A 22,774-nucleotide genomic window follows, 5' to 3' on the forward strand; every position below is an offset into this window, starting at 1 on the left:
GCCCGTATGAAGAGCCCCCTGCTGTCCCTGCCCGGCGCAGTCCCCGCCGAGGGTGTGGACGAAGGCGTCGCCGCCCACTACGGCGACCTGTTCCGCGAGCAGCGCGCCCTCGCGGGCGGCACCGGATTCGTCGACCTCTCGCACCGCGGTGTCGTCACCGTCTCCGGCGAGGACCGGCTCAGCTGGCTGCACCTGCTGCTCACCCAGCACGTCAGCGAGCTGCCCGCCGGCCAGGCCACCGAGGCGCTGATCCTGTCCGCGCACGGCCACATCGAGCACGCGCTCTACCTGGTCGACGACGGCGAGACGGTCTGGGCGCATGTGGAGCCCGGTACCCAGGAGGCGCTGATCGCGTACCTGGAGTCGATGAAGTTCTTCTACCGGGTCGAGGTCGCCGACCGCACCGGCGACTTCGCCGTCGTGCATCTGCCGGCCGGTTCCATCGCGGAGGTGCCCGAGGGGGTCGTCGTACGGGAGACCGCGTACGGCCGTGACCTGTTCCTGCCGCGTGCGGACCTGGAGTCGTACGCCCGGGCGGCCGGCCCGCCGGCCGGGATCCTCGCCTACGAGGCGCTGCGCGTCGAGCAGCACCGCCCCCGGCTCGGCTTCGAGACCGACCACCGCACCATCCCGCACGAGCTGGGCTGGATCGGTACGGCGGTGCATCTGCAGAAGGGCTGCTACCGCGGTCAGGAGACCGTGGCCCGGGTGCAGAACCTGGGCAAGCCGCCGCGCCGCCTGGTCTTCCTGCACCTCGACGGCAGCGAGGTCCACCTGCCGGTGGCCGGCACGGAGATCCGCCTCGCCGACGAGGGTCCGGACGGCCGCAGGATCGGTTTCGTGACCACGTCCGTACGGCACTTCGAGCTCGGCCCGATCGCGCTCGCCCTGGTCAAGCGGAACGTTCCGGTGGACGCGCGGCTGATGGCGGGGGAGACGGCGGCGGCACAGGAGGTCGTCGTAGAGCCGTAGCGGCCGTAGCCCTCCGGGGGCTACATCTCCAGCAGGACGGTGAACGGGCCGTCGTTCGTCAGCGACACCCGCATCCGCGCGCCGAACCGGCCCGTCGCCACCGTCGCGCCCAGCGAGCGCAGCTGGGCGACCACCTCGTCGACCAGCGGCTCGGCGACCTCGCCGGGGGCGGCCGCGTTCCAGGTGGGGCGGCGGCCCTTGCGGGCGTCGCCGTACAGCGTGAACTGGCTGATGACCAGCAGTGGGGCGCCGGTGTCGCTGCACGACTTCTCGTCGTGCAGCATGCGGATCGACCAGAGCTTGCGGGCGAGCTGGGCCGCCTTCTCCTTGGTGTCCTCGTGGGTGACCCCGACGAGGACGCACAGCCCCTCGCCCTCGATCGCTCCCACCGTCTCGCCGTCCACGACGACGCTCGCGCCGTCCACCCTCTGCACCACCGCACGCATGCCGACCATCATGCCCGTGAGTCGTCCGGGTGCATGGGAGTGTCCCCTGCACGAAGAGCTCGAGGGAGGGTCCATTCGTGCTTCTTTCTGCCCCGTAACCCCCCATCCGGGGCCGATCAGGGGCACTCGGTCACATACTGGCCACTCAGAGTGGCACGATGCTTCCCGTACGCGCCGGTCGAGGGGACGGTTGAGGGGCATGAGCACATCGAGTACCGAGCGGCAGCCCGGGGCGGCCTCGCCGATCCACGAGGGCGTTCCGGAGACCCACCGGCCGCCCGTGCAACGCACCGACAGCCCGGCGCTGCCCACGGAACCGGCGGAGCCCGGCCTGACGGAGCCCGGCCTGACCGTGCTGAGCCTGCCCGAGCTGCGCGCCCTGCGCAGGCAGGCGCAGCGGGACGAGGCCGACCTGAGTTACGTACGGCGGCTGCTGCAGGGGCGGATCGACATCCTGCGCGCGGAACTGGCCCGGCGCGGGCCGAAGTCCGTCCTGGACGCCGGGCAGGCGCCCGCGCCCGAGCGGGCTTCCGTCGTCGAGCGGCTCGCGGAGATCCTCAAGGACGCGCCCGCCCGGCAGCGCTCCTCCGCCCGGCATGTGACGCTCGGCACACCGCACGGGGAGGAGTACCGGCGGCTGGCCGCGCAGATGCTCGCCGAGGTCGAGCTGTCGGACCTTGGCGCCCGTACGGACCTGGAGCTGGGCGCGGCGATGGGGCGGCTCGTGCGGTACGAGCAGCAGGTGTCCGGGCGGCGGCAGGAACTGCAGCGTACGGCCGACGACTGCAGCGCGGAGATCGCCCGCAGGTACCGTGAGGGGGAAGCACAGGTGGACGACCTGCTCGTCTGACGCGACGGCCGCGGAGACCCCGGGCCGGCGTGGGCGGCAGGTCGCCCCGTGCTTCGGGTTTCCCAGTCCGTCGTCCCGGAAGGCCACCGCCGATGTCCGCGTCGTCAGCGTCCGTCATACCTCCTGTCCTGGCGGAGGTGGTCCGCTCGGGGTTCGTGGAAGGGCGGCACCGGGGCAGCCTGGTGCTGCTGGGCGCGGACGGTTCGGTGGAGCTCGCGCTGGGGGATGTGACCGCGCCGGTCTTCCCGCGCTCGTCCAACAAGCCGATGCAGGCGGCGGGTGTGCTGCACGCCGGTCTGGAGCTGGACGGTGAGCGTCTCGCCCTCGCGGCCGCGAGCCACTCCGGGGAAACGTTCCACCGGGACCTGGTCCACAAGATGCTCGACGAGCACGGGCTGACCCCGGCGCAGCTGCTGTGCCCGCCGGACCTGCCGCTGGACCCGGAGGAGAAGGAGACCTACCTGGCGGCCGGGGCGGCGCGCGACCGGGTGGTGATGAACTGCTCCGGCAAGCACACCGCGATGCTGGCGGCGTGCGCGCTGCGGGGCTGGCCGCTGGAGTCGTACCTCGACCCCGCGCACCCGCTGCAGCGGCTCATCCACAGGGTTGTGGAGGAGGCGGCGGGCGAGCCGGTGGCGGCGGTCGGTACGGACGGCTGCGGCGCGCCGCTGACGGCGATCAGCCTCACGGGCCTGGCCCGCGCCTACCGCGCCTTCGTCCTGGCCGCACCCGGCACCCCCGAACGCCGCGTCGCGGACGCCATGCGCGCCCACCCCGAGTACGTCGCCGGCACCCGCCGCCCCGACACCTGGCTGATGCGCGAACTCCCCGGCACCCTCTCCAAGATGGGCGCGGAAGCGGTCCAGGCGGTGGCCCTCCCGGACGGCCGGGCCCTGGCCTTCAAGATCGACGACGGCGCGACCAGGACCCTGGGCCCGGTCCTGGCCCGGGCCCTGACCCTGATGGGCCTGAACGCCCCGGTGCTCGACCGCATCGGGCGCGCCCCGCTGCTGGGCGGCGGACAGGAGGTGGGGGAGATCCGGGCGGCGTTCTGAGCGCCGGCGCCGAAATCCCCGCGACACCCCGTACCCCCTCCCCCTACCGTCGACCCATGACTGCCGCCCGCCCTCACATCGACGTACGTCCCATCAGCGAGAACGAGATCCCGGACTGGACCCGTGCCCTGAACACCGGCTTCCTGCGCGGCCCCGACGTCTCCGACGCCGAGATCGCCGACCGCATGTCGTACATCGTCCCGTCCCGCACCCTCGGCGCCTTCGACGCCGGCCGGTGCGTGGCGACGTTCCGGTCCTTCGCGCAGGAGCTCACCACCGTCGGCGGCGCGACCGTCCCCGCCGACGCGATAACGAACGTCACCGTCACCGCCACCCACCGCCGCCGCGGCCTGCTGACCCGCATGATGGCCCACGACCTCGCCGCCGCGAAGGACCGCGGCGACGTCGTCGCGACCCTGATCGCCGCCGAGTACCCGATCTACGGCCGCTACGGCTTCGGCCCCGCCACCTGGGCGACCGAGTGGACGATCGACGTCCCCCGGGCCGGCCTCGACCCGCGCTGGGCGGGCCCCGAGGACGGCGGCCGCGTCGACCTCGTGGACGGCGAGGACGTACGCAAGCTCGGCCCCGAACTGCACGAGCGGCTGCGCCGCGCCCAGCCCGGCGCGATCGACCGCTCCGAGCGCTGGTGGCAGGTCAGCACCGGCGCCCTGCGCCCGGACCCCAAGGCGTGGACCGAGCGCTTCCACGCCGTGTACCGCGCCGCGGACGGCACGGTCGAGGGCCTGGCGTCGTACGTGTGCGACGACACCTGGGGAGACGCCAAACAGCCGCTGAACACGGCCACGGTGAAGGGCCTCGTCGCGGTCACCCCGGCCGCCGAACGCGCCCTGTGGCTCCACCTGTGCTCGATCGACTGGATCGTGAGGGTCAAGAGCGGCTGGCGGGCCCCCGACGACCTGCTCCCCCTCCTCCTGCCCGACCCGCGCGCCGCCACGATCACCACGCAGGCGGACTGGTTGTGGGTGCGGATCCTGGACGTCGTACGGGCCTTGGAGGCACGGACGTACGAGGGGACGGGGACGCTGGTGCTGGACGTCGTCGACCGGGCCGGGACGACCGGTGGGCGCCGGCGGCTGGAGGCCTCGCCCGCCGGGGCGTCCTGTACGCCGACGACCGAGAGCGCCGATCTGACGCTGGACGTGGCGGAGTTGGCGGCCCTGTGGCTCGGCGACGAGTCCGCGGTGCGGCTCGCCGCGCTCGGCCGGGTCCAGGAAGAACGAGCGGGCGCCGCCCAAGTGGCCGACGCCCTGCTGCGTACGTCCAGGCGGCCTTGGTGCCCGGACGTGTTCTGAGCGCTCCTTCCCGCCGGTGACGGTTGACAGGGATGACGCATCCGTAGTTTGGCTGTTGAGTTGTGGCTGTGCGTGGCGGTCTTCGGTTGTGGCTGTGCGAACGAGTGTGGAGTTGTGACTGTGCGCCGTCTGTTCAGTTGTGACTGTGCCGTGCGGTGCCGAGTGCCGGCTGCCGCTCCCGTTGGCTCGCCCACCGACCGAGCTCCCGGCTCCCCTCCGGAAGGGAGCACGGCCCGGCGTTCCCCAACCGTCACCCTGGTGGCCAACACTTGGAAAGTTTGGCCATGTCGCTCAAGTTGGCTACCAACTTCACTCTTCTTATCTCCGTTGGGAAGCGACTCATAACCACCTTTCCCCGAACTGCCGGAAGATGGCGAGAAGTTGTACTGTTTGGCCGTGGACCCGGAACACGCCTCCGCCAATGGGCGGAAGAGGTCACATCGGCCACAGAGGTCACACCACGAGGTGGCCGACGAACTGCGCCGCCGGATCACGAGTGGTGCGCTGCGGCCGGGTCAGCGCATGCCCACCCAGGCCAAGCTGGCCGTCGAGTTCGGCGTCGAGCGCGGAGCCGTCCGCCAGGCGCTGCGCATCCTGCAGTCGGAGCACCTGCTCACCAACGTGTCCAAGGGGAGCCCGGCGACCGTCGCGCCCGACCCGCGGCGGGACCCGGCCGGTCCCGCCGCCCCGCCGCTGCCCACCACGGTCGCCCTCGCCCCCCGTGTCGTCGCCGCCTTCGGCGCCTCCCACGTGCGGATCGACGCCCTGTGCCTGACCGCGGTCTCGCTCACCATGGCCATCGGCGAACCGTTGCGGCAGATCCACGCCGGGCGACTGAAACCGGCCAAGGTCGACGTCCGCGTCCTGCTGCCCAGCCGCGACATCGACCTCGCCTTCCCGGCGCCGGTGGACGACGCCTCCGCCGCCGGCCGGCTGCGCCGGCGCTGGCTGGACCAGCGCAACGCCCAGGGGCAGGTGCTCAGACACAACCTGCTGGCCCTGCGCGCCACCCACGGCACCGACGTGCACGTCGGCTTCCGCGCGCTGCCCTTCACCCCGCCGGTCAAGCTGTACCTGCTCAACGACTCGGAGGCGCTGTTCGCGTACTACACGCTGAGCCGGCGCGAGCAGGAGATCGACCACGAGTCCCTGACGCTGTACGACGCCGAGGGCACGCAGTCGATGCTGTTCGCCTTCGAGCAGGGCGCCGACCCGCGCGAGACGACGTTCGTCGAGCAGTCCCACCTGTGGTTCAACGCGCTGTGGGAGACGATCAGTTCGGAGCTCACGCTCACGGGCTGACGTCTCGCACGGGCCACAGGGCGGGCCCCGCGAGCGGCGTCGCCGGCACCGCGGCCCCCACCGAGGACGACTGACGGAAGAGCGAGGGCGGGCACGACGGTTCCCCCTTCGGACGGTCGCCTCCCGGTACGAGGACATACCGGGAGGCAAAACCTTCGCCAACTCAACCAAGTTGGTGACCAGCCCTGTTGAAGTTGTCCCCAATTGGTTGCCATCTGTGAGCAAGTTCCAAACAACTCCCCTTAGATGGACCGAAGTTGTAGCGTTTGGCTGTGACCCAGGAGAGCGTGGCCGTGAACGGCAGCAGCAGAAGAAGCTCACCCCAGGAGATCGCCGACACCCTGCGGGAGCGGATCCGCACCGGCGTGCTCCAGCCGGGCGACCGCCTGCCCACCCAGGCGGAACTCGCCGACGAGTTCGGAGTGGAGCGTGGCACCGTGCGCCAGGCGCTCCGGGTGCTCCAGGAGGACGGCCTGCTCAGCAACGTCACCAAGGGCAGCCCGCCGCGGATCGCCGTCCCCGTCGCCGCCCGCGCGGAGCCCCAGCCGACCATGGTGGGCCTCGCGCCGCGGCTCGTGGAAGCCTTCTCCGCCCGGCAGGTGCGGGTCGACGCGGCCTGTCTGACCGCCGAGACGCTGATGATCGCCCTGGGCGAGCCCGTGCGCCTGATCCACGAGGGCCGGCTGTGCCCCGAGGCGATCGACGTGCGCATCCTGCTGCCGTCCCGGGACATCGCCCTGGCCTTCCCGATATCGGTGGACGGACCGAGCGAGAAGGACCCGGTCCACCGGCGCTGGCTCGCCCAGCGCAACGCCCAGGGGCACGTCCTGCGTCACAACCTCTACGCCCTGCGCGCCACCCACGGCATCGACGTCCGCGTGACCTTCCGCGCGCTGCCCTTCACCCCGCCGGTCAAGCTGTACCTGCTCAACGGCGCGGAGGCGTTGATGGCGTACTACATGATCGCGCGCCGCGAGGAGCAGGCGGACGACGCGACGCTGGACATGTACGACGTCATGGGCAGGGAGTCCCTGCTGTTCCACTTCGAGAAGGCGACCGGACAGCGGGACGCCGCTTTCGTGAAGGAATCCCAGAAGTGGTTCGACGCCCTCTGGGAAACCATCACCACGGACCTGACACTCTCCTAGTGACCTCTGATACGACGCAGACCGAAACGGTGACAGCTCAGACCGGAAACGAGACCGAGAAGCTGCGGAATCTGATCACACGCGCCCGGGTCGTGCTCTGGGACTTCGACGGACCGATCTGCCATCTGTTCGCCGGGCACTCCTCGGAGCGGGTGGCGACCGAACTGGTGCAGTGGCTGGAGGGCCGGGGACTGCACGGCCTGCTGACGGACTCCGAACGCGAGTCGCTGGACCCGCATGTCGTCCTGCGCGCCGTGGACCGCCGGCACCCCGGCAGCGATCTCGTCGCGGAGCTGGAGGCGCGGCTGACCCAGGAGGAGACGCACGCCGCCTCCTCCGCCCGGCCCACCCCGTACGCCGACGCGCTGATCCGCACCTGGACGGCGCTGGGCTCCCGCCTGGCCATCACCACGAACAACTCGCCCCTCGTGGTGCGCGCTTACCTGGACGGCCGTGACCTCACCTCCTGCTTCTCCCCCCACGTCTACGGACGCACCCAGGACCTGCAGCACCTCAAGCCGGACCCGCACTGCCTGAACCGGGCCCTGAACGCGACGGGCGCGGCCCCCGCCCAGGCCCTGATGATCGGCGACACCCCCTCGGACCACGAGGCCGCCCAGAGGGCCGGCGTACCCTTCCTCGGCTACGCCCGCGACGCCCGCAAGGAGAAGCTCCTGAGGGAGGCCGGCGCCACCGTGATCGTGGAGTCACTGGAGCCCGTACTGCGCGTCCTGCGGGATCAGGCCTGAGCCATCAGTAGGGTGAAGACGACGGCCGCGCCGACCGCCAGCCTGGCGTTGCGGGCCCGTACGCCCACGGTGACCGTGACCAGCAGAACCAGTCCCAGCAGACCCAGCCTTGTCCGGGCCTCGTGCGTGAGGAGGAACTCCCCTAGGACCCGGAGCAGTTGCAGCAGGACCATGTTCCCCACCAAACCTTCCAGTTTCAGTGTGGCGGCCAACCAGTGGGCCAATTGGGCTGATTGTCTTGGAGTGGATGTCCCCTGCCTGGCTGATCGCTTAACGCGGCAGTCTCACATGACTGTCGCGGAAGGCGAAAAGGCGGTTTGCTGGTGGGCTGCCAGCGGTACGGTCAGGTTGTGAGCGAGGAACACGCGGGCGACGGTGGGGGCAAGGAGTTCCGCCGAGTCTCCGACGAGTTGCGGGCCCGGATGGCGGACGGCAGGTACCCGGTGCGCTCCTTCCTGCCCTCGCAGCGCGATCTCGCGGAGGAGTTCGGGGTCTCCCGGGACACCGTGCAGCGGGTGCTGCGGGAGCTGAGCAACGAGGGCTGGACCGAGTCCCGGCAGGGCAGCGGCACCCGCGTCATCAAGAACCAGCGGATACAGTCCTCGACGGCCAAGGCCACCCGGTCGCACCGGGGTGTCACGCTGGGTCCGCTGATCAGCGAGGCGTTCGAACAGCCCGAAGTAGCTCTCGATGTATACACGTTGACGTCCGAGTCGCTGGACGCGCACATCCGGCTCCAGGCGGAACGGATCAGAGGCGGCTTCATCCAGCCCCAGAGCATCTCGCTGCGCATGCTCCTGCCGGCCACGTCGTCGCCGCTGCCCTATCCGAGGGCCATGGACGACGAGAACGCCCCTCGTCTGCGTGACCGCCTGCTCGCCATCACGAACCGCCACACGGACTCGCTGCGCAATGTGCTGCGCGAGCTGCGGACCGAGAAGCTGGTGCCCGTGGTCGACGTGCAGATCCGGCACGCACCGTTGACGCCGACCTTCAAGCTCTATGTCCTCAACGGCGTGGAGGTCCTCTTCGGGCCGTACGAGGTGATCGAGCGCCCCGTGGTGCTCGAGACCGGCGAGGAGATCAGGGCGCTCGACGTGCTGGGGCTCGGCGCCACCCTCACCCACCACGTACGCGACGCGGGCCCCGATTCGCCGGGCTCGGTCTTCGCGACCTCGATGCAGTCGTGGTTCGAGTCCGTGTGGACTTTGCTGTCCGATTGACGAAAAATGCCACAGCGGCCCCAGGGCTGTGCTGTAACATGCCCGCACCGCGTGAGCAACAGCTCCGTTTCACGCGTACAGCACGCAAGAGGTGGTGTGCAAGGCGACCTCGAAGGTGCGGCGCAGGCCCGGGCGCACAGGTAGGGGCACACCAACCGTTGTGCCGGCCTGAGGTGCGCTGCGCTCGTATTCGATATGACCTGTGACGTACCTTTTGTCACACCAATGTTCTCGCCTGAGCACTTGAGCAACTGGAGCAGCCGTGGGCGCACCTCCCCCTCCCCGTCCCGTTCTCGGGGAACGCGTCCTCCGCGACGTTCAGGCGTTCGTGCGGCTCGCCGCCGAGCTGGGCGAGGCGAGCAGCGGCCACCACAACCAGAACCACGTACTGCCCCTGACGGAGCGCATGGCACGGCTGCTGCGCAAGGAGGCCGGCACATCCGTGACCGTGCGGATCCGCCGTGCCCAGGCGCTGCCCGTGGTGATCAGAACCTGGGAGAACGAGGCGGAGATCCTCGACGGCGTCAGCGGCGTGTTGCCCAACGTTCCGGAGTGCCTGGTCAAGCAGGACTCCTTTGCAATCCACAGGTATGTCGAGGGCGTGCCTTTCTCCAGTGTCTGCGGCAACGGCAAGCCCGTGGACACCCTGCTCGTCAAGGCGCTGGCGGAACTGCTCGCCCGGATGACGCAGGTCCGCCGGGAGGCGCTGCCCCCGCTGCCCCCGCAGTGGCCACGCAATGACAAGGACAGCCAGGCATTTCTGCAGACGCTGGCGCGGCTTGCGGACCGGCAGATCAGGCAGTCCAATTGGCATGCCTTCGGTGGCCTGTTCGCCGCCTTGGGCGTCCCCGAGGACGCTCTGATCCAGTTGGCCGAGCGGGTGCCCGCCATGGCCCGCCGGCCGTACGGCCTGCTCCACGCGGACCTGCACCGCGACAACCTGATCATGTCGTACGGTGGCGATCCGGCCCTCTTCTGCGTCGACTGGGAACTGGCGACCTACGGGGACCCGCTGCACGATCTCGCCATCCACCTGGTCCGTATGCGCTACCCCAGACACCAGTGGGCCGAAGTGATCGACGCCTGGGCCGAAGCCATGGACCGGATCCGCCCCGCGGCCGTCAACGGCCTGGCCACGGATCTGCGGCACTACGTCGCCTTCGAGCAGGCGCAGTCCGTCTACCCGGACGTGATGCGGGCCGCGCAGGCCCTGGAGGACGCGCCCGACCAGAAGAGCCTGGACGAGGCGACGACGTCTGTGCGCCGGGCACTGGAGACGGGCGCCAAACCGCTCGGGCTCAGAAACGTTCCGGACACCGCGGAGATCGAGCGTGTCCTGTTCCGGTGGCGGGCTTCCAGGGCGGTGATGAGGAACGGTGGCGCGAGCCGGGTGCGGGCGGCGATCTCGTGGTCGTGGGACCCGCGCCTCCCGCAGCGGCCCGACTTCCCCGCCTCCGCCGTCGACCACGCCTTGCTCGCCGAGGGGATGGCTCCGGCCAGCCGGGTGTTCAAGGGCACCGCACACCTCAACTCGGTGGTACGGGTACCCGGGTTCGACTCCCCGGTCGTGGTGCGCCGCAAGGTGGCGAACGTCTGCCGCCGTGAGCCCAGTTTCCTCAGCGAGCACGCCGTACTGCGAGCCATCGAGCAGTCGGGCGTCCCGGTGGCGGCACCGAAGGCCCTCGCTCTGGGCCGCAGCCACCAGGGGGAGCAGTACGCCATCCACACGTATGTCGGCCCCGAGGACACCGACCGTCCGCCCAGCCACCCGGAGCTCGGCCTGCGGCCGCACGAGGCGGACGGGCTCGTCGACCAGCTGTGCGCGCTGACGGACGTGGACTACGAAGGGCTCGACCCGCTCGCGGGCAAGTGGCCCTTCTTCACCTGGTTGTGCGACCAGCTGGTGATCCTGGTGGACAAGCTGCCCAAGGAGTCTCGGCAGCTGGCCCGGCTCCTCGGCCTGCCCGACGCCCACCGGCTCGGGCAGATCCTCTCCCGGCACCGGGTCAGCCCCCGCCGTCCGGCACTCCTGCACGGCGACCTGAACCCGTGGAACCTCGTCCGTCGCGACGACGCTCACGCTCTCACCATCATCGACTGGGAGATGGCGCTGATCGGCGACCCGCTGTACGACCTGGTCCGGCACATGCATCTCACGCCGACCCGCCCGGAGATCCGCGAACGCATGTTCAACCGCTGGGAGCGCCGCCTGCCCGCCGAGTACACGACCGGCTGGCGCCAGGACTGGCGCGTGTACCGCCGGCTCGAGACCGTGCGCTCCGCGTACGTGGACCTGGACCGCCTGGTGACCGGAGCGAGCCTGGACGCCCCCAACGTCCGCCGGGCCGTCGACTCGTACGCGGTGACCCTCGCGGTGGCCACCGGGTTCCTCGGCCTGACCGTCCGTTCCACGGCGAACCCGTATCTTGCCCGTGCTCTGGCCTGAGGAGACCATGACAGGACCGGGAAACCAGTCTGTCCGCGGGCCTGTGACGGCCCGTCGGGCTGGTCGACGCAGGACGGGGAGGGTCGCGCATGGCCGCAGGGACCAGAGCACCGGACGAAGGGGGCGTTGGACGACTGCGTCGACTGCAGGAGCGCTACGAGCCACTGATCACGCGCGTCCTGCTGCTCGGCATCTTCGCCACCGGCCTGACCGCCCAGTTCGTCAAGCCGGTCGGAGACGCACTGGAGGACAAGGTCTACCTGGGCGGCGCACTGCTCGGCCTCGTCGGCTACGTGCTCTACGACCAGGTCAAGGAGCTGAGCGCGTCGGTCAGGACGCCGGCTCGCGCCCTGGTGAACTCCGGTGAACTGGGGATCTTCGTCAGCGAGGCCTTCCAGGCCCGCAAGGTCGAGATCAGCTTCCTCGGCTACACGGGCGAGACGCTTTACAACGCGCTGTACCACCGCCTTGAGGACCTCTTCGACAGCCCGGGACCCACCCGGCGGGTCTCCATCCGCATGCTGGTCCCCGACTTCGGCCTGCCGATGACCGTGCCGTCCCGGGTCGGGGTGAACGACACCCCGGAGGACGACGCCGACTTCCGCAAGCGCATGGAGGAACGCTGCCGCGAATACGACAGCATCCTGTCCGACCTGTCCGAACGGCTCACCGCGACCGGCAGAGTGGTCGTCCAGTGCGAGTACCGCCTCTACCCCGGCATCCCCCGCGACAAGATCTGCATCTTCAACCGGCAGCGCGTCCTGCACGGCCTCTACGACCTCTCCGCCCGGATGCGCCTGCAGCACATGGGTCCGGAGTTCTACGATCCCAAGGGTTTCAGAACGGACCTCAACGTCTGGTCCCGCGAGGGCACGGCCGCCGCGGAGACAGCCGTGTCCACCTGGAACAAACACTTCGACGACCTGTGGAATCTGGCCACACTCCCACCCTGGCGTCGGCAACCGCCCCCCTGACGCCGTTTTGCCCCTGCGTAGGCTCGTGCCCTGAACGAAACCGGCACGCCCGAACCCAGACTGCGCGAGCGCAGGAGGCAGCGGATGTACCGGGAGGCGTCGGACACCGCCGTACGGCTTCTTCCTGCAAAAGGGGGACGACGGCGTGTTGTCCACCGATTGGCCCGAAGGTGCGATGCCCCTGCAGATGAAGTTGAGCGCGATAACGCTCGACTGCCCTGATCCGCCGGCTCTGGCGGCGTTCTACCAGCAGGTCACCGGCCTCGAGCCCCACCCGAGCTCGAACGCCGACTTCGCCGGTCTCAGCAGTGAGGACGGACTCCTCATCGGCTCTCAACGGGTCGACGGCTATCGGGCTCCGAGCCGGCCCGACCAAACCGTTCCCCAGCAGCTTCACCTCTGCTTCGAGGCCGTGGACCTGGACGAGGCCGAGGCGCGGCTGCTGGAGCTGGGCGCGGACAAGCCGGATCAGCAGCCGCATGAGGACAGGTGGCGGGTCCTCACCGATCCGGCTGGGCATCCCTTCTGCATCGTCAGAGGCTGATGGGTGTCCTGTCCCATCAACGCGCAGCGGCGTCGGTGAGGATTGCCTGAAGTCGTACTCGGCATTCGGCGACGAAGGCGGGGAAGGTGTGCCAGTAATAGGAGATCCCGCTGACGCCCACCGCGATCGCCCAGGCGCGGGCGCGGGCCCAGGTCGAATCGTCGAGGTCCAAGGTGTCCCAGTAGGCCTGTCGTGCTTGTGGCGGCAGGTCCCAGAGTGTGGAGTGCTCGGCGTCGGGAAAGCCGACCGAGAGTCCTCCGAAGTCGATGACCGCGTGGAGCTTGCCCTCCCGGACCAGGAGGTTGGTCGGCTTGAGGTCGCCGTGGAGCCACACGTGAGGTCCGGAGGGCTCGGGCAGTGCGAGCGCGGCTCGCCACAACTGTTCCAGAGCGTCGACGTCGAGCTCGGAACCCACGGTGGTTCGGCAGTCGTCGAGACACCTGCTGATCCACTGGTCGCAGGGCCCCAGGCTGCCTCCGCGGTACCAGCTGAGGCCACCCGTGCGAGCCGCTCCCATGAGATCGATGCCGTGGAGCTCCCGCACGACCGCCGCCAGGTCGGCTCCGAAGGCGGCCCAGTCCCGGACGGTGTCCGGGCCGGCTTCGTCACCGTCGATCCAGCGGTAGACCGACCAGAGGAGGGGGAAAACGCCGGTGGGCGTCCCGGCGTGGACGGGCTCAGGAATCGGGCAGGCAAGAAGGGGTGCCAGGCGAGGAAGCCATTCCTGCTCTTTCCGCACGGACTGTGCCTTGTCGGCGGTTCGGGGAAGTCGCACGAGCAGGTCATCGCCCAGCCGGTACATGGTGTTGTCCGTGCCCGCGCCCGCGGGCGACAACGGCAGGTCGGCCCACTCCGGGCGCTGTGTCTTCAGCAGTGACCGGACCAGCGTCTCGTCGACTGGGATCTCGTCATCGTGAAGCGTCACGCCGGAAGTCTCACAGCCGGAGGGAACAGGAAGCCAGTGACTTTCCGTCAACTCTGGCCCGGGCCATCGAATACTTCGAGCTCGTCAAGTACCCACCTGGTGATCGGCTCGTAGCCCATGTGTCTGTGTGCGGTCGCCGACCAGTAGAGGCCGGGACAGCGAGCTCCGGACCGGACCGAGCCCCCCGGCGACCTGACCGATCCGCCCTGAACACCGTTCACCGCAGACCCCGATGCCGCCGGCCAGGCAGCGAAATCGAGTAGGAGTCCAAGCCCGGATCCCCATACGTTCGGCTGCATGGCTGACGAGTGTTTCGGGCATCCACGCCTTGCCGCGATCCATGACCCGCTCGACCCTGATCGCAGCGATCTCGACGCGTACCTCTCCGGATGGCGGAGGAGTTCGGGGCGCGTCAGGTGCTGGACATCGGCTGCGGAACAGGTGGGTTCGCGCTCCTGCTGGCTGACCGCGGGATCGAGGTCGTCGGCGTCGATCCCGCCCAGGCACCCATCGACGTGGCCCGAGGCAAGCCGGGTAGCGAGCGAGTGCGCTGGATCTGCGGTGATGCGGCGGCACTCCCCCCGCTGCGGGTCGACCTGGCGACCATGACAGCGAACGTCGCCCAGCAGATCGTCGACCCACAGGCATGGCGGAAGACCCTGCGTTGCGCCTACGAAGCACTGCGACCCGGCGGGCATCTGGTGTTCGAGACCCGGGACCCGGCCAGGCGAGCCTGGGAGGAGTGGAACCGTGAAGCTTCCCGCAGCATGACGGAAATCCCAGGCGTCGGCGCGGTCGAGAGCTGGGTCGAGTCGACCGAGGTGAGCGGGCCGCTGGTGACCTTCCGCTGGACCTATGCCTTCGCCGCGGACGGGCAGGTGCTGACGTCGGATTCCACGTTGCGCTTCCGTGAGCGGCAGGAGGTCGAGACGGAACTGGTCGCCCACGGGTATGTGGTGGAGGACGTTCGCGACGCGCCCGACCGGCCGGGCAGGGAATTCGTCTTCGTCGCGCGACGTCCATGAGCCGGCCCGGCGGGAAACCGCCACGTGTACGGGGGAACGGACAGGCGCAGTGCCGGACGGACGGTCGGAGCGGACACGTGGCGCACTCTTGCAAGCAGGTTGCTTGCATTTGTTAGCGGGGGTGGTGCAAGGTGGAGGCATGGCATCGCTCAACGTCGGCAATCTCGGTGAATACCTGCGCGAGCAGCGGCGCAACGCGCAGTTGTCGCTGCGGCAGCTCGCCGATGCCGCCGGGGTGTCCAATCCGTACCTGAGCCAGATCGAGCGCGGGCTGCGCAAGCCGAGCGCGGAGGTGCTGCAGCAGGTCGCCAAGGCGCTGCGGATCTCCGCCGAGACGCTGTACGTGCGGGCCGGCATCCTCGACGCCGAGCGGGACCGGGACGACGTGGAGACGCGCGCCGTCATCCTCGCCGACCCCTCGCTGAACGAGCGGCAGAAGCAGGTGCTGCTCCAGGTCTACGAGTCCTTCCGCAAGGAGAACGGGTTCGGGACCGCCAAGGCGGACGACCGGGCGGACGCCGAGGTGCACGGCGACCCGCCCGCTCAGGACGACGACACCGGCGACACCACCGAGCACGGCGACCACACGGCCGACGGCGGCAGTGGCGGCACCATATCCAGCGGCACCACGCCCGCCCCCGCCAAGCGGCGCCGTACCCGTACGTCCGGCGGCAATGACGCCGATCCGCGGCAGGCGGCCAGCTCATCCCAGTGATCCCACGACCGCACGACCCAGCAGGGCCGGGCAGTCGGCCCCTCCAGCCGCGGCAACCCAAAACCCTCAGCCACAAGCGATCCGGGAGGACCATCCTCATGGCCATCACCGACGACCTGCGCAAGACCCTCAGCGACCCCAAGCCGCTCTACTTCGCCGCGGGCACCGCGGACCTGGCCCTGCAGCAGGCCAGGAAGGTGCCCGCCCTGGTGGAGCAGCTGCGCGCCGAGGCCCCGGCCCGTATCGACGCGGTGCGCAACACCGACCCGAAGGCCGTCCAGGAGCGGGCCGCCGCCCGCGCCAAGGAGGCCGGTGCCCGGGTCAAGGAGACGCAGGAGAACTTCCAGGCCAAGGTCACCGAGTTCCTGAACTCCTTCGACTCCGACCTGAAGAAAATCGGCACCAACCTCGACTCCGACCTGAAGAAGCTCGGCGAGACCGCCCAGGACCTCGCCCTGCGCGGTGTCGGCGTCGCCGCCGAGTACGCCGTGAAGGCCCGCGAGACCTACGAGAAGGTCGCCGAGCACGGCGAGCAGACCGTGCGGACCTGGCGCGGCCAGGCCGCCGAGGGCATCGAGGACATCGCCGAGGAGGTCGAGGAGCTCGCCGTCGCCGTCGAGCCCAAGGCCGAGCCCGTCGAGGTCAAGGCCGAGACGGCCGAGACCAACGGGGGCAAGCCCGCCGCGGTCCTGGTCGAGTCCGACGCGGCGGACAGGAAGGCCTCCGCCAAGAAGGCCCCGAACGGCCGCAAGACCCCGCCCGCCGGGAAGAAGGCCACCCCGCCCGCCAAGTAGGCGCGGCGTGTCAAAGAACAGGGAGCGGGCCGGGCACTCCTTGAGTGCCCGGCCCGTTCTTACGGATACACGGCGGCCGGACACGGGTACGGTGGCCGTACAGAGGACTCGACCCGGATGGTGGGCATTGTGCTGATGACGGCGTTCGGCGGCTTTCTGTCGCTGCTCTACCTGGCGATGCTGGTGCTCGCCGTGGTGGCCCTGACGATGGCCGCCCTGTACCGGGATGACGCGTACCGCGCGGCCGAGAAGCAGAGTAAGGGCTTCTGGCTGATCATTCTGGGTATCACGGTCGCGGTGAACCTGCTGGTGCCGATGCTCTTCCTGCAAATCGTGGGCCTTGTCGCCACGATCGTCTTCTTCGTGGACGTTCGCCCCGCGCTCAAGCAGGTCTCGGGCGGCGGCTTCGGCCGTCGCCGTCGCGGCAGTAGCAGCGACGGCCCGTACGGGCCGTACAACGGCGGTCGGTGACCGCCCGGCGCCGGTCGCCTACGGCTCCCGGTCCAACAGGACCACCGCCACGTCGTCGGTGAGCTCTCCACCGTTGAGCTCACGCACCTCGTTCACCGCTTCCCGGAGCAGGTCCTCGCCGCGCAGGCCCTGGGCGAGCTGGCGGCGGACCAGCTCCACCATGCCGTCCTGGCCGAGCCGTTCGCCGCCCTCGCAGATCCGGCCCTCGATCAGGCCGTCGGTGTAGAGCATCAGGCTCCACCGGGCGCCCAGCTCCACCTGCATCCGGGGCCAGCGGGCGCCGGACAGCAGGCCGAGGGCGGGACCGTTGTTGTCGTACGGCAGCAGCCTGGCCGACCTGCCCGGAGCCATCACCAGCGGTGACGGGTGACCGGCCAGGCACAGGCCGGCCCGGCGCCCGTCGGGCGCGATGTCCACCGTGCACAGCGTGGCGAAGATCTCCTCGTCGGAGCGCTCGTGCTCCAGCACCTGCTGCAGCGTGTTCAGCAGCTCGTCCCCGCACAGCCCCGCCAGCGTCAGCGCCCGCCAGGCGATGCGCAGCTCCACGCCGAGCGCCGCCTCGTCGGGACCGTGCCCGCAGACGTCGCCGATCATGGCGTGCACGGTGCCGTCGGGGGTGCGCACGGCGTCGTAGAAGTCGCCGCCGAGCAGCGCGCGCGAGCGGCCGGGGCGGTAGCGGGCGGCGAAGCGCAGCGTGGAGCCGTCCAGCAGCGGGGTCGGCAGCAGGCCCCGTTCCAGGCGGCGGTTCTCCTGTGCGCGCAGCCTGCCCTCGGCGAGCCGGCGTTCGGCGGTGTCGGACCGCTTGCGCTCCACCGCGTACCGGATCGCGCGGCTCAGCAGCCGTCCGTCCAGCTCGTCGCGGAACAGGTAGTCCTGGGCGCCCACCCGCACCGCCTGGGCGCCGCGCTCGGCGTCGCCGGAGGCGGTCAGCGCGAGGACGGCGTGCCGGGGCGCGAGCTCGAGCACCTGCTTGAGCACGGCGAGCTCGTCGTCGGCGCCGGCGGACCGGCCGGGCGCGGGCAGCGCGAGGTCCAGCAGGATGCAGTGGACGTCGTCGGTGAGCAGCCGCGCGGCCTCGGTGAGGTTGCGGGCCGTACGGATCCGGACCGGCTTGCCGGAGGAGTCGAGCAGCTCGGGCACGATCGGCGAGCCGCCGGGATCGTCCTCGATCAGCAGCAGCGTGAGAGGGCTGCTGGTGGCAGGGGCGGTGTCGCGGTTGTCCTTCTCGACCGGCGCCTCTGTGCGCGGGGCCTGTGCTGCTGAGGGGCCGCCGCCGTGGGACACGGTCTGCGCCTGACCACTGTCCGCGGCCGGGAGCACTCTCTGCCGCGGTACGGGCACGGGCATCGTCCTGGGTTCCTTCCCTCCCCCCGAGGGTGGTGGGCACGAGGGACCTCGCCCCACCGACGGGGACCATAGCGGTAGTCGGCGCCCCAGCGGAATGGTGTGAGGCACGTCGCTCGGCGTTCGGCCGCTGTCATATGCCGCGATACCTGCCGGAGTTGGACAGGTCGGCAACGGGAGTGGAATGACGAAGGTCACGCACCGTCCGGGTTTGGCCGCGAACCGGCGTGCGATGAATCACGTGGCCGGGGTCACCGGCCCCCGGCGCCTCACGAGAGCCTCAGTCCGGGTCCGGCCGTACGACGCCCAGAATCGGCATCGAACCCGCTCCCGCGAGCGTCACCGTCCGTCCCGGCCGCGGAGCGTGGACGATCGTGCCGTCGCCGACGTACATCGCGACGTGGCTGGCGTCGCCGTTGTAGATGATCAGGTCGCCGGGCCGCATGTCCTTGATCCCCACGCGCTCCAGCTGCTTCCACTGCTCCTGCGAGGTGCGCGGCACGGGACGGCCGGCCGCCGCCCAGGCCTGCGAGGTGAGCCCGGAGCAGTCGTACGACTGCGGGCCCTGGGCGCCCCACTCGTAGGGCTTGCCGAGCTGGGCCGTGGCGAACTCGACCGCCTTCTTGCCGGCCTCGGAGGCCTTGCCGTTGATCTCCTTGAGGATTCCGGTGTCCAGCCAGGCCGTCTGCGCCCGGTCGGCGGCCTGCTGCTCCAGCTGGGCGAGGCGCTCGCGCTGCCGCTTCTCCAGTGTGGCCTCGAGCTGCTCGGCCTCCTTGACGCGCTGCTCGATGCGCTTCTTGGCCGTGGCCTTGGCCTTGCGGTTCGCCTCCAGCTTCCGCAAGTGGTCGGCGGCGTCCTCCGCGTACTGCTTCAAGTCCTGCTGGGTGCGGGCCGTTTCCTCGATCAGGGCCTTGGTGGCCCGCTCGCCCTGCAGTACCCGGCCGGCTCCGTCGAGGAAGACCTGCGGGTCGTCGCTGAGCATCAGCTGGGCCTCGGGCGGCAGGCCGCCCATGCGGTACTGGGCGCGGGCCGCGGCACCGGCGCGGTCCTTCAATTCGTCCATTTCCCGCTGTTTTTCGGCGATGTTCCGGGTCAGCTCGGCGATCTCGGCGGACTGCTTCCTCGTCTTCTCCGCGGCCGAGTTGTAGGCGTCGGTGGCGACGGCCGCGTCGTGGTAGAGCTTGTCCAGCTTGGTGCGGACCGCCTCGAGGTCCCTGTCCGGCGGGAGCGTGGCCGACGGGGAGGCGGACGGGGAGGCGGACGGCGCCGGTGCCGGGTCGGGCAGCACGCTCGCGAACGCCGTGCCCGGTGCGCCCAGCAGGGTGATCGCGCAGACCACGGTCACGGCCGCCGCGAGCACGGTGCGCCTGCCCCGTTCCATATCCGCCCCCACGTGATTAACCGTCAGTAACTTACGGTGTCCGGGGGATCTTGCCACGCTTTGGCGTGGAACGACAGAGGCAGGTCCCTCCCGCGACGATCTCCCGCCTGTGTGACGAACGGCTCACAGAGATCGTTCCATCGGCGGACCGGACCGAGGGCACGGTTCAGCCGCGCGGCGCCAACGCCTCCCACCTCACCGTCACTTCGCCCTGCCGCCACCTCGCCGGCCCGTCCGTCACCGGCCAGTCCGCCGCGAGGTCGCGCACCGCGCGGATCCAGCGCTGGCGGGCGCCGTAGGAGGCGTAGGGCGCGGCGGTCGCCCAGGCGCGGTCGAAGTCGCGCAGGAAGGCGTGCACCGGCTCGCCGGGGACATTGCGGTGGATGAGCGCCTTCGGAAGGCGTTCGGCGAGGTCCGACGGGCGGTCCAGGGAGCCGAGACGGGTGGCGAAGGTGACCGTGCGGGGACCCTCCGGACCGAGCGCCACCCACACGTGCCGGCGCCCGATCTCGTCGCACGTGCCCTCGACGAGCAGGCCCCCGCGCGAGTGCCCGTCCGCCGGGGCGAGGCGCGCGCACAGCCGCTCCCAGACGGCGGCGACCTCGGTCTCGTCGTACTGCCGCAGCACGTTCGCCGCGCGGATGAGGTGCGGGCGCCGCGGGACCGGCACCTCGAAGCCGCCGTGCCGGAAGACCAGCCCGTCGCGCTCGTACGGCTTTGCGGCCACGACCCGGGCCGGTTCGATCTCCACGCCCACCACGCGCGCGCGTGGCGCCGCGGTGCGCAGGCGGTGCAGCAGTTCGACCGCCGTCCAGGGGGCGGCGCCGTAGCCGAGGTCGACGGCCACCGGATCGGCGGCCCGCCGCAGCTCGGCACCGTGCGCGGCCGCGATCCAGCGGTCCATGCGGCGGAGCCGGTTGGGGTTGGTCGTCCCGCGCGTCACCGTTCCCACGATGGGGGTCCCCCCGCTCGAGCGAAGCCGAGAGTGGGGGAGGGTCGCTGCGCGGGATGTCATACATATGAGGGTATGAGGGCGCGGGGCGCCGGCCGCCCGGACGTAACGCACCCCACACGGCACGCGCACGTGCGGCGCGGGTGCGGGTGGCGCGTGCCGACGACCCTGGTAATGATTCGGTAAAGGACCTCGCGGCGGAAATGGAGCCGCCCCCTCCGGCGTTGGCCTCTGAGGGCGCCCGGCGCGCTCGGTCCGGCATGCCCGCAGCAAGGAGGAACGCCACGTGAGCCAGTACGTCAGCAGGCTCGGGCGTCGTTCCCCGGGGGCTGCCTCCCGGCTGCGGCTGTACCGCCGGCCGCGCCGCGTGGCCATGCTCTCCGTGCACACCTCACCGCTCCACCAGCCCGGTACGGGCGACGCCGGCGGCATGAACGTCTACATCGTGGAGCTCGCCCAGCGCCTGGCCGCCCAGGGCGTCGAGGTGGAGATCTTCACCCGGGCCACCGCGGGAGGACTGCCGCCCGCCGTCGAGCTCGCCCCCGGCGTCCTCGTCCGGCACGTCGACGCCGGCCCCTACGAGGGCCTGGCCAAGGAGGACCTGCCCGCCCAGCTGTGCGCCTTCACCCACGGCGTGATGCAGGCCTGGGCCGGCCACCGCCCCGGCCACTACGACCTCGTCCACTCCCACTACTGGCTCTCCGGCCACGTCGGCTGGCTCGCCGCCCAGCGCTGGGGCGTCCCCCTGGTGCACGCCATGCACACCATGGCCAAGGTCAAGAACGCCAACCTGGCCGACGGCGACACCCCCGAGCCCGCCGCCCGCGTCATCGGCGAGACCCAGATCGTCGACGCCGCCGACCGGCTGATCGCCAACACCGACGAGGAGGCCGACGAGCTCGTACGGCACTACAGCGCCGACCCCGCCAAGGTCGCCGTCGTGCACCCCGGCGTGAACCTCACCCGCTTCCGCCCCGCCGACGGCCGCGCCGCCGCCCGCGCCCGCCTCGGCCTGCCGCAGGACGCCCTGATCCCGCTCTTCGCCGGCCGCATCCAGCCGCTCAAGGCCCCCGATGTGCTGCTGAGGGCCGTAGGGGTCCTCCTGGAGGAGCGGCCCGAGCTGCGCTCCCGCATCGTCGTGCCCGTCGTCGGCGGCCCGAGCGGCAGCGGCCTCGCCAAGCCGGAGGGCCTGCAGAAGCTCGCGGCCCGGCTCGGCGTCGCCGACGTCGTACGGTTCCACCCGCCCGTCAGGCAGGACCAGCTCGCCGACTGGTTCCGGGCCGCGTCCGTACTGGTGATGCCCTCCTACAGCGAGTCCTTCGGTCTGGTGGCGATAGAGGCACAGGCGGCCGGCACCCCGGTGCTCGCCGCCGCGGTGGGCGGACTGCCGGTCGCCGTGCGCGACGGCGAGACCGGATTCCTGGTCCAGGGCCACGACCCGGCTGCCTACGCGCGCGTGCTGCACGCCTTCGCCGACGAGCCGCACCTCGCCGACCGGATGGGCGCCGCCGCCGCCCGGCACGCGCGTTCCTTCGGCTGGGACGCCTCGGCGGCGGCCACGGCCGACGTGTACACGGCCGCGCTGCAGTCCCACCGGCGTCGCGTACGCTCCCCCCATGGGCAACGCCAAGGGTGAGGCAGAGCAGCAGCGCGCGGCACAGGTCATCGAGGGCGTCCTGAAGGACGCCGAACTGGAGTGGGAGAGCCCCCAGCCCGGCACCTACGTGGTGAAACTCCCCGGCACCCGCAAACTCTCCACCACCCTGCAGATGATCGTCGGCCGCCACTCCCTCTCCCTCAACGCCTTCGTCGTCCGTCACCCCGACGAGAACGAGTCCGGTGTCCACCGCTGGCTGCTGGAGCGCAACCTCAAGCTGTACGGCGTGAGTTACGCCGTCGACCAGCTCGGCGACGTCTACGTCACCGGCCGGCTGCCGCTGGCCGCCGTCACCGCCGACGAGGTCGACCGGCTGCTCGGCCAGGTCCTGGAGGCGGCCGACGGCAGCTTCAACACCCTGCTGGAACTCGGCTTCGCCTCCGCGATCCGCCGGGAGTACGCCTGGCGCGTCTCGCGCGGCGAATCGACCCGCAACCTCGAGGCGTTCACGCACCTGACCCAGCGCCCGGCCGGCTGAGCCCGGG

The 22,774-nt window shown here is 70.9% G+C and carries 22 protein-coding genes and 1 pseudogene; 17 read left to right on the forward strand and 6 right to left on the reverse strand.

Going from position 1 to position 22,774, the window contains the following annotated elements:
- The first annotated feature begins 6 nt into the window (after window positions 1-6).
- Complete coding sequence (ygfZ, locus tag ACX25U_RS19285) at window positions 7-972, forward strand: CAF17-like 4Fe-4S cluster assembly/insertion protein YgfZ (RefSeq protein ID WP_454393751.1); 966 nt, start codon at window positions 7-9, stop codon at window positions 970-972.
- Between the two features lie 20 nt (window positions 973-992).
- Here ygfZ and dtd read toward each other — a convergent pair whose 3' ends face one another.
- Entirely contained in the window at window positions 993-1,418 is a 426-nt protein-coding gene (dtd, locus tag ACX25U_RS19290) for a D-aminoacyl-tRNA deacylase (RefSeq protein WP_454393753.1), read from the reverse strand.
- 199 nt (window positions 1,419-1,617) lie between these two features.
- On the opposite strand from dtd, the gene ACX25U_RS19295 reads away from it, so the two are divergent.
- From ACX25U_RS19295 to ACX25U_RS19320, 6 genes are all read left to right on the forward strand, one after another.
- A complete protein-coding gene (locus ACX25U_RS19295; protein WP_454393755.1) occupies window positions 1,618-2,268 on the forward strand; it encodes an RsiG family protein in 651 nt (216 codons plus the stop codon).
- A gap of 92 nt (window positions 2,269-2,360) precedes the next feature.
- Window positions 2,361-3,323: an asparaginase gene (locus ACX25U_RS19300; RefSeq protein WP_454393757.1), complete on the forward strand. Its 963-nt coding sequence runs from the start codon at window positions 2,361-2,363 to the stop codon at window positions 3,321-3,323.
- 56 nt (window positions 3,324-3,379) lie between these two features.
- Window positions 3,380-4,639 (forward strand): GNAT family N-acetyltransferase, encoded by a 1,260-nt coding sequence (locus tag ACX25U_RS19305; RefSeq protein ID WP_454393759.1) that lies wholly within the window; start codon window positions 3,380-3,382, stop codon window positions 4,637-4,639.
- Between the two features lie 390 nt (window positions 4,640-5,029).
- Complete coding sequence (locus tag ACX25U_RS19310) at window positions 5,030-5,941, forward strand: winged helix-turn-helix domain-containing protein (protein WP_454393761.1); 912 nt, start codon at window positions 5,030-5,032, stop codon at window positions 5,939-5,941.
- A 266-nt stretch (window positions 5,942-6,207) separates the two neighbouring features.
- A complete protein-coding gene (locus tag ACX25U_RS19315; RefSeq protein WP_454393763.1) occupies window positions 6,208-7,089 on the forward strand; it encodes a GntR family transcriptional regulator in 882 nt (293 codons plus the stop codon).
- 29 nt (window positions 7,090-7,118) lie between these two features.
- Complete coding sequence (locus ACX25U_RS19320; protein ID WP_454393765.1) at window positions 7,119-7,838, forward strand: HAD family hydrolase; 720 nt, start codon at window positions 7,119-7,121, stop codon at window positions 7,836-7,838.
- On the opposite strand, the gene ACX25U_RS19325 is transcribed toward ACX25U_RS19320, so the two are convergent.
- A complete protein-coding gene (locus tag ACX25U_RS19325; RefSeq protein WP_454394363.1) occupies window positions 7,829-8,011 on the reverse strand; it encodes a hypothetical protein in 183 nt (60 codons plus the stop codon). The two genes, ACX25U_RS19320 and ACX25U_RS19325, sit on opposite strands and share 10 nt — an antisense overlap.
- 177 nt (window positions 8,012-8,188) lie before the next feature.
- Between ACX25U_RS19325 and ACX25U_RS19330 the strand changes: the two genes are divergently transcribed.
- From ACX25U_RS19330 to ACX25U_RS19345, 4 genes are all read left to right on the forward strand, one after another.
- Window positions 8,189-9,061 carry a winged helix-turn-helix domain-containing protein gene (locus ACX25U_RS19330; protein ID WP_454393767.1) on the forward strand — a complete coding sequence of 291 codons (873 nt, stop codon included), beginning with the start codon at window positions 8,189-8,191 and terminating at the stop codon, window positions 9,059-9,061.
- A 262-nt stretch (window positions 9,062-9,323) separates the two neighbouring features.
- Window positions 9,324-11,507, forward strand: a complete 2,184-nt coding sequence (locus tag ACX25U_RS19335; protein ID WP_454393769.1) for a phosphotransferase — start codon at window positions 9,324-9,326, stop codon at window positions 11,505-11,507.
- An 89-nt stretch (window positions 11,508-11,596) separates the two neighbouring features.
- On the forward strand, window positions 11,597-12,481 hold the full coding sequence (locus ACX25U_RS19340; RefSeq protein ID WP_454393771.1) for a hypothetical protein: 885 nt from the start codon (window positions 11,597-11,599) through the stop codon (window positions 12,479-12,481).
- 175 nt (window positions 12,482-12,656) lie between these two features.
- On the forward strand, window positions 12,657-13,025 hold the full coding sequence (locus ACX25U_RS19345) for a VOC family protein (protein ID WP_454393773.1): 369 nt from the start codon (window positions 12,657-12,659) through the stop codon (window positions 13,023-13,025).
- A gap of 16 nt (window positions 13,026-13,041) precedes the next feature.
- On the opposite strand, the gene ACX25U_RS19350 is transcribed toward ACX25U_RS19345, so the two are convergent.
- Window positions 13,042-13,950, reverse strand: a complete 909-nt coding sequence (locus tag ACX25U_RS19350; protein WP_454393775.1) for an aminoglycoside phosphotransferase family protein — start codon at window positions 13,948-13,950, stop codon at window positions 13,042-13,044.
- 297 nt (window positions 13,951-14,247) lie between these two features.
- Between ACX25U_RS19350 and ACX25U_RS19355 the strand changes: the two are divergent.
- The 4 genes and pseudogenes from ACX25U_RS19355 to ACX25U_RS19370 all read left to right on the forward strand — a co-directional run bounded on the left by ACX25U_RS19355 (window position 14,248) and on the right by ACX25U_RS19370 (window position 16,955).
- A pseudogene (locus ACX25U_RS19355) lies at window positions 14,248-14,975 on the forward strand (class I SAM-dependent methyltransferase).
- 139 nt (window positions 14,976-15,114) lie between these two features.
- The gene (locus tag ACX25U_RS19360; protein ID WP_454393777.1) at window positions 15,115-15,690 is read left to right on the forward strand and encodes a helix-turn-helix domain-containing protein; all 576 of its coding nucleotides are present in this window, start codon (window positions 15,115-15,117) and stop codon (window positions 15,688-15,690) included.
- A gap of 98 nt (window positions 15,691-15,788) precedes the next feature.
- Window positions 15,789-16,484 carry a hypothetical protein gene (locus tag ACX25U_RS19365; protein ID WP_454393779.1) on the forward strand — a complete coding sequence of 232 codons (696 nt, stop codon included), beginning with the start codon at window positions 15,789-15,791 and terminating at the stop codon, window positions 16,482-16,484.
- A 117-nt stretch (window positions 16,485-16,601) separates the two neighbouring features.
- On the forward strand, window positions 16,602-16,955 hold the full coding sequence (locus ACX25U_RS19370; protein WP_454393781.1) for a DUF2516 family protein: 354 nt from the start codon (window positions 16,602-16,604) through the stop codon (window positions 16,953-16,955).
- Between the two features lie 18 nt (window positions 16,956-16,973).
- Here the strand turns inward: ACX25U_RS19370 and ACX25U_RS19375 are convergent, their stop codons facing one another.
- The 3 genes from ACX25U_RS19375 to ACX25U_RS19385 all read right to left on the reverse strand — a co-directional run bounded on the left by ACX25U_RS19375 (window position 16,974) and on the right by ACX25U_RS19385 (window position 20,632).
- Complete coding sequence (locus ACX25U_RS19375) at window positions 16,974-18,302, reverse strand: PP2C family protein-serine/threonine phosphatase (protein ID WP_454393783.1); 1,329 nt, start codon at window positions 18,300-18,302, stop codon at window positions 16,974-16,976.
- A gap of 277 nt (window positions 18,303-18,579) precedes the next feature.
- On the reverse strand, window positions 18,580-19,680 hold the full coding sequence (locus ACX25U_RS19380) for an NlpC/P60 family protein (protein WP_454393785.1): 1,101 nt from the start codon (window positions 19,678-19,680) through the stop codon (window positions 18,580-18,582).
- Between the two features lie 166 nt (window positions 19,681-19,846).
- Window positions 19,847-20,632, reverse strand: coding sequence for a class I SAM-dependent methyltransferase (locus ACX25U_RS19385; RefSeq protein WP_454393786.1), 786 nt, complete (start codon window positions 20,630-20,632; stop codon window positions 19,847-19,849).
- A 286-nt stretch (window positions 20,633-20,918) separates the two neighbouring features.
- Between ACX25U_RS19385 and mshA the strand changes: the two genes are divergently transcribed.
- Together mshA and ACX25U_RS19395 are read left to right on the forward strand one after the other, a co-directional pair.
- Window positions 20,919-22,268, forward strand: a complete 1,350-nt coding sequence (gene mshA, locus ACX25U_RS19390) for a D-inositol-3-phosphate glycosyltransferase (RefSeq protein ID WP_454393788.1) — start codon at window positions 20,919-20,921, stop codon at window positions 22,266-22,268.
- On the forward strand, window positions 22,249-22,767 hold the full coding sequence (locus ACX25U_RS19395; protein ID WP_454393790.1) for a YbjN domain-containing protein: 519 nt from the start codon (window positions 22,249-22,251) through the stop codon (window positions 22,765-22,767). Before mshA ends, ACX25U_RS19395 begins: the two co-directional genes overlap by 20 nt.
- Window positions 22,768-22,774: the final 7 nt, after the last annotated feature.

It is taken from the genome of Streptomyces sp. JNUCC 63 (assembly GCF_054366325.1).

Bases quoted from the DNA above. Each gene is read 5' to 3' on its own strand.
- ygfZ (WP_454393751.1), top strand. From the start codon at position 7: ATGAAGAGCCCCCTGCTGTCCCTGCCCGGCGCAGTCCCCGCCGAGGGT.
- ACX25U_RS19380 (WP_454393785.1), bottom strand. From the start codon at position 19,680: ATGGAACGGGGCAGGCGCACCGTGCTCGCGGCGGCCGTGACCGTGGTC.
- ACX25U_RS19370 (WP_454393781.1), top strand. From the start codon at position 16,602: ATGGTGGGCATTGTGCTGATGACGGCGTTCGGCGGCTTTCTGTCGCTG.
- ACX25U_RS19395 (WP_454393790.1), top strand. From the start codon at position 22,249: ATGGGCAACGCCAAGGGTGAGGCAGAGCAGCAGCGCGCGGCACAGGTC.
- ACX25U_RS19300 (WP_454393757.1), top strand. From the start codon at position 2,361: ATGTCCGCGTCGTCAGCGTCCGTCATACCTCCTGTCCTGGCGGAGGTG.
- ACX25U_RS19375 (WP_454393783.1), bottom strand. From the start codon at position 18,302: ATGCCCGTGCCCGTACCGCGGCAGAGAGTGCTCCCGGCCGCGGACAGT.
- dtd (WP_454393753.1), bottom strand. From the start codon at position 1,418: ATGCGTGCGGTGGTGCAGAGGGTGGACGGCGCGAGCGTCGTCGTGGAC.
- ACX25U_RS19360 (WP_454393777.1), top strand. From the start codon at position 15,115: ATGGCATCGCTCAACGTCGGCAATCTCGGTGAATACCTGCGCGAGCAG.
- ACX25U_RS19345 (WP_454393773.1), top strand. From the start codon at position 12,657: ATGCCCCTGCAGATGAAGTTGAGCGCGATAACGCTCGACTGCCCTGAT.
- ACX25U_RS19325 (WP_454394363.1), bottom strand. From the start codon at position 8,011: ATGGTCCTGCTGCAACTGCTCCGGGTCCTAGGGGAGTTCCTCCTCACG.
- ACX25U_RS19365 (WP_454393779.1), top strand. From the start codon at position 15,789: ATGGCCATCACCGACGACCTGCGCAAGACCCTCAGCGACCCCAAGCCG.
- ACX25U_RS19340 (WP_454393771.1), top strand. From the start codon at position 11,597: ATGGCCGCAGGGACCAGAGCACCGGACGAAGGGGGCGTTGGACGACTG.
- ACX25U_RS19305 (WP_454393759.1), top strand. From the start codon at position 3,380: ATGACTGCCGCCCGCCCTCACATCGACGTACGTCCCATCAGCGAGAAC.
- ACX25U_RS19295 (WP_454393755.1), top strand. From the start codon at position 1,618: ATGAGCACATCGAGTACCGAGCGGCAGCCCGGGGCGGCCTCGCCGATC.